Below are 4,890 nucleotides of genomic sequence, written 5' to 3'. Positions count from 1 at the left end.
TCCCAGCCCTGGTAGAGGCCGTTGATGAGCGAATGAGTGGTGTGGTGGAAGCCCTGGCGCCAGGCGTTGTGCACCGACTCCCGGTTTTCGCGCAGCTGCTCATACGTGAGGTTGTCGCCGCGGTGGGGGCCGATGGGCATCACGTTGGTGGCCCCGTCGGAGAGGAAGATGCCGGTACCGCCCAGCGCCACCTTGGTCATGTGGTGGGCAAAGTCGCAGACGGGGTGGGCCATGGTCTGGTACTTGGCCGTGATGCCGGCGGAGGCCGTGTAGTCGTAGGTGCCGAAGTGGGCGGCCACGCAGCGGCCCTCGCTGGCGCGGATGATGCGCATGAGCGGGTTGCGGCCTTCCTCGTCCATGATGATCTGGGTGGCTTCCACCATCGTCTCCATCTTGAGCGTGCCGGGGGCCAGGCCATTGGCCTGCTCCAGCTTCTCAAACAGGCGCACCAGGGTAGTCATCTGCTCAGGAATGGTCACTTTGGGCAGCATCACCACGAAGTTGTCGGGCAGCTTGCCGCCGGTTTGCTCCAGCAGGGCCGTCAGGAAAATGTCGAGGGTGCGCACGCCGCGGGCTTTCAAATCCTCGGTGAAGGGCTTGATGCGGATGCCGATGAAGGGCGAAATCGTGCCGTTCTGCATGCCCTTGGCCAGCTCGCCGGCGGCCTGCACGGCGGTGGCGTCCTCTTCGTCGTTGGGGCGGTTGCCGAAGCCATCCTCAAAGTCGATGCGGAAGTCTTCCACGGCCTCGCGCTCCAGCTTCTTGATAATCTTGTTGTAGACCGAGTAGGCCAGCCAGGCGTGCTCCTGCTTGCGCTCGGCGGGGCTCATGGCGTCGAGGCGGGCGGTGAGGTCGGCCACATCTTTTTCCAGGGTGGGCAGGTGCTCGTAGCCCTTGAGCTGGAGCACGCGGGCCAGCTCGGCAAAGTTAGGGGCGTAGGTGCGCAGGTTGTTGAGGGCAATGTCGCCCATGCGCTTGGTGGTGTCGGACTTGAACAGGTTGGCCCCGCCGTAAACGGTGTGCACGGGCTGCCGGTCGGGCTTGTCGCCGGGGTAGGTGTGCTGGAACTTAAGGTTGGCCACGCCGAGCTGGTCGAGCAGTTGGGTCTTATCGGCGTCCTGAATACTGAGTTTCATCGGGGAAAAGAAAAGGGAGAGGCGGGATTTAAGAAGGAAAAGGCGGACAAGCTACTAGAATCTTGGGCCAAGACCTAATTGCTATGCCCTAAGCAGGGCGGTGCAGCCGGAGCTCAGGAGCCGCGGTAGGTGCTGTAGCCGAACGGGTTCAGCAGCAGGGGCACGTGGTAGTGGGCGGTGGTAGCCACGTCGAACACGATTTCCACGAAGGGGTAGAAATTGGCCGTGCTCTGGCGCGCGAAGTACTCCTGGGTGAAGAACTTCATCTTGTAGATACCCAGGGGCAGGGGCTCGTCGGTAGGCAGCAGGTTCGGAATGCGGCCGTCGGCGTTGGTGACGCCGCGGGCCAGCTCCCGCCAGTTTTCGCCCTGCTGGGCCGAGAGGACGATGGTTACATCCGCGGCGGGCTTGCCGAGGGTGGTGTCGAGAATATGGGTCGTGATTTGGCTCATGCGGTGGGCGTCAGCAGCTTTTCGAGGCGGATACGGGTGATTTTATTTTGCTCGGCGGCGGCAATCTGAATTTCGTCTTCGGGCTTATTAAACAGGCGGGCTTCGAGCAAAGCCAGCATTTCCTCGGCCGTTTTGCCGGTGGCAAACACGATGAAGATGTAGCCGAACTTCTGCTCGTAGCGCACGTTGCCGTCGGACAGGGCCTGGAGCACTTCCTCGGTGGTATTGCGCACGCCGGCCTGCTCGCCTTCGGCCCAGGTGCTGGTGCTGGCGAATTTTTCGCGCAGCGCGGCCACGTTGCCCCCGATTTTGGGGTGGTGGGTAAAGGCTTCCTTCCAGTCGTCTTCCGACAGCCGGTTCCAGACCGTGTTGGCCTGGTCCATCAGCGTTTCCGCGTCGGCGACGGGAAATACGTCGTTCATGCCGGCCACCCAGGCGCTGGAGCCGCAGCATTTTTGCAGCTCCTCGGCGCGGGCCGCGGGCGGGAGGGACTTGAGTTCGTCGAGGGTCATGGGTTAAATTTCTTCTTTGGGCAACTCAGGTTTATGTAATTCCGGGTTGCCGATGTTGCGCGCCATCAGTTCTATGGTGCCGGCGCCGCGCCGGGTTTTTTCGGCCAGCCAGATTCCGCTGCCAACTCCCACCAGAATGCTCAGCAAGCCGGACGCTACGCCAGTCAAGCCCCCTACTTTCAACCACAGGCAAACCCCAATTCCCAGGCCGAGCAGGGTGGGCGAAATGAAAATTTGCAGCCACGCCAGCCAGGAGAGAAATCGATGGATGAGATTCATGTGCAGGAACTAGGCGGGCTGCTGAACTAAGGAAAGTCCTTCGTCACCGCTTTAGGCGCGGTATGCTCAGGAGGACAGCCGATTTAAAAGCAAAAGCCTTACTGCACCGTGGGGAAGCGGTTGACGTTTTTGTAGTAGATGTAGACCGAGTCTTCCTGGCCCATGGCCGTGGCCCACTGCTGGCAGTAGGGCGCCATCCAGATAGAGTCGCCTTTCTTGACGGGGTACCACGCGTTGTCGAGCATGTAGATGGCCTGGCCCTGCAAGTACATCAGGCCGTGCTCCATGATGTGGGTTTCGACCATGGGCAGGTGGCCGCCGGTGCTGTAGGTGAAGATGTTGACGGCCATGTCGAAGCCCAGCTCGTTGGGCAGCAGTTCCTGGATGCGCAGGGCCTCGTCGTTCATATACACCGGGGCCTTGGCAATGTCCCGCTCCCCGAACAGCACGCCCGGCGCGGCGTGGCCCGCCAGCGGCTCGTACACTTTGTGGAAAGTCAGAATCCGGGTGTCGGCGGTGGGCTGGTCAAACCGGTAGTCCTGGCCGGCGGGCACGTACACGAACTGGCCTTCCTTGAGCGTACGGGTGTCACCGCCCACGGTGGTTTGTGCCTGGCCTTCCACCACGTAGAAGAAGATCTGGCTGGCCTCGGTGCGGCCTGTCAGCTCCCCGCCTTCGCGCAGGGTGATGAGCGTCTGGGCCAGGCGGGCACCCATCTGCTCGTTGATGATAACGTTGACCGTGCAGTTGGTCCAGCCGGGGACGTTGCTGTTGATGTAACCGTCGGGGGCAATGATGGCGTGGTTGCGCTTGACAACGGAGCGAGTGAGGGCGGAAATTTCCATGGTGGGGAGAGTGACTCGAAGAAGGTGGGTTGCGCAGCCAGTGGCGCGCAGATTGGGGGAATTAGGCGGGTTAGTTGGCCGCAATCAGGTTCAGCATAAACTGCTCCGACACCTGAATGGCAGCGGCAATGTCGGGCAGCTCAGCATTTTCCAGGGGGTTATGGCTGATGCCTTTAAAGCAGCGCACAAACAGCATGGTGGCCGGCGCAACGAAGGAAACGGGCACCGCGTCGTGGCCGGCCCCGCTGACCAACTCCACCGCAGGATAACCCGAATCGGCAATGGCCCGGGTGAGGTGCTGGTTCAGGCCCGCGTCGCAGGTGACGGGCGCGGTCTGCTGAATCAGGTTCCAGTGCAGACTCAGCTGGCGGCGGGTGGCAATGGCGTCGGCCTGGGCGTAGAGGGCTTCGTAGGCGGTTTGCAACTCGTCGGCGTCGGCGCTGCGCAAATCGAGGCTGCAGGTGACTTCGCCGGCAATAACGTTGCTGGCCGCGTGGCGCACGTCGAGCTTGCCGACGGTGGCCACCAAAGCCGTGTTGCGTTCCACGCCGAATTGCTCCACGGCCAGCACGAACTCGGCGGTGCCGGCCAGCGCATCCTGGCGCATGTGCATGGGCACCGTGCCGGCGTGCCCGGCCATGCCCTTAAAGGTCAGCTCAACGCGGCGCTGCCCGGCAATGGCCGTGACGAGGGCCACGGGAATGTTCCGCTCCCAGAGCACCGGACCCTGCTCGATGTGCGCTTCGAAATAGCCTAGCCACTGGTCGGCAGGAATGGCGTCGGCGGCAAGGGTGGCCGCGTTGCCGCCCATGGTGTGGATGGCGTCGGTGAGGGAAATGCCGGCCGCGTCGGTTTTGGTCAGCAGGCTCTGGTCGAAGGAGCCGGCCACGACTTTGCTGCCCAGGTAGGTGGTATGAAACCGCACGCCTTCCTCGTCGCTGAAGGCAATCAGCTCGACGTGAAACGGCAGCTCCACATTGCGCGCCCGTAGGCTTTCGAGCAAGTCCAGGCCCAGCAGCACGCCCAGCGGCCCGTCGAAGCGCCCGGCGTTGACCACCGTATCGATGTGGGAGGCAATGACGAAGGTTTTGGCCCCGGGATGCTGGCTCACCAGCCGGCCGCGCACGTTGCCGATGCTGTCGAGGCGGGTGCGCAGGCCGGCTTGCTCAAACCAGCTTTGGACCAGGGCGCTGCCGCGCAGAAAAGCCGGCGTGCCGAACGTGCGCGTGACGCCGTCGGCGTCCTCGCTGATGGCGGCTAATTCGTGAATGCGCGCCAGAGTTTTTTCGGCGCGGGCAATAAAGTTTTCCACCCAGTTAGCGGGTTAAAAGTTGGCCTTGATTGAGTTGGACGAATTCGGGGCGCTGGTACACCAGCTCGCCGTGGAGGAAGGTCTGCTCCACTACGCCCCGCAATTCGAGCCCAAGATAAGGCGACACTTTGTGTTTGTGCTGAATCAGAGCTTCAGTGACTTGAAAACTGTTTTCCGGGTCCAGCACCAGCAGGTCGGCGTCGTAGCCGGGGGCAATGCGGCCCTTGCGGTGAGCCTGCCCGGCCAGCTTCGCCGGGTTTTCGCTCAGCCATTTCGCTAGGTCGTTGAGCGTGGCCCCGCGCTGCTGAGCGGCGGTCCAGAGTACGGGCAGGGCCAGCTGCAGGGAGGCAATGC

7 protein-coding genes are annotated in these 4,890 nt (G+C 62.6%); all 7 read right to left on the bottom strand.

Annotated elements, in window-relative coordinates:
- On the bottom strand, nucleotides 1-1,136 hold a 1,136-nt coding region (locus tag EWM57_RS20605), incomplete at its 3' end, for a DUF6986 family protein (protein WP_129923188.1).
- 113 nt (nucleotides 1,137-1,249) lie between these two features.
- Nucleotides 1,250-1,588, bottom strand: coding sequence for a hydroxyisourate hydrolase (gene uraH, locus EWM57_RS20600; protein ID WP_129923187.1), 339 nt, complete (start codon nucleotides 1,586-1,588; stop codon nucleotides 1,250-1,252).
- On the bottom strand, nucleotides 1,585-2,100 hold the full coding sequence (gene uraD, locus EWM57_RS20595) for a 2-oxo-4-hydroxy-4-carboxy-5-ureidoimidazoline decarboxylase (protein ID WP_129923186.1): 516 nt from the start codon (nucleotides 2,098-2,100) through the stop codon (nucleotides 1,585-1,587). The genes uraH and uraD overlap by 4 nt, the downstream gene beginning before the upstream one ends.
- Before the next feature lie 3 nt (nucleotides 2,101-2,103).
- A complete protein-coding gene (locus EWM57_RS20590) occupies nucleotides 2,104-2,379 on the bottom strand; it encodes a hypothetical protein (RefSeq protein ID WP_129923185.1) in 276 nt (91 codons plus the stop codon).
- 98 nt (nucleotides 2,380-2,477) lie between these two features.
- Entirely contained in the window at nucleotides 2,478-3,224 is a 747-nt protein-coding gene (gene allE, locus EWM57_RS20585; protein ID WP_129923184.1) for a (S)-ureidoglycine aminohydrolase, read from the bottom strand.
- Between the two features lie 70 nt (nucleotides 3,225-3,294).
- Nucleotides 3,295-4,536 carry an allantoate amidohydrolase gene (locus EWM57_RS20580; protein ID WP_129923183.1) on the bottom strand — a complete coding sequence of 414 codons (1,242 nt, stop codon included), beginning with the start codon at nucleotides 4,534-4,536 and terminating at the stop codon, nucleotides 3,295-3,297.
- A 4-nt stretch (nucleotides 4,537-4,540) separates the two neighbouring features.
- The coding region (locus EWM57_RS20575) for an amidohydrolase family protein (protein WP_165370597.1) at nucleotides 4,541-4,890 on the bottom strand (350 nt) is incomplete at its 5' end.

The organism is Hymenobacter persicinus, assembly GCF_004167665.1.
Taxonomy (GTDB): domain Bacteria; phylum Bacteroidota; class Bacteroidia; order Cytophagales; family Hymenobacteraceae; genus Hymenobacter; species Hymenobacter persicinus.
Note: the sequence above shows the minus strand (reverse complement) of the source record. Positions and strands in the feature narration are given on the sequence as shown.

Bases quoted from the DNA above. Each gene is read 5' to 3' on its own strand.
- uraH (WP_129923187.1), bottom strand. From the start codon at position 1,588: ATGAGCCAAATCACGACCCATATTCTCGACACCACCCTCGGCAAGCCC.
- uraD (WP_129923186.1), bottom strand. From the start codon at position 2,100: ATGACCCTCGACGAACTCAAGTCCCTCCCGCCCGCGGCCCGCGCCGAG.
- EWM57_RS20590 (WP_129923185.1), bottom strand. From the start codon at position 2,379: ATGAATCTCATCCATCGATTTCTCTCCTGGCTGGCGTGGCTGCAAATT.
- allE (WP_129923184.1), bottom strand. From the start codon at position 3,224: ATGGAAATTTCCGCCCTCACTCGCTCCGTTGTCAAGCGCAACCACGCC.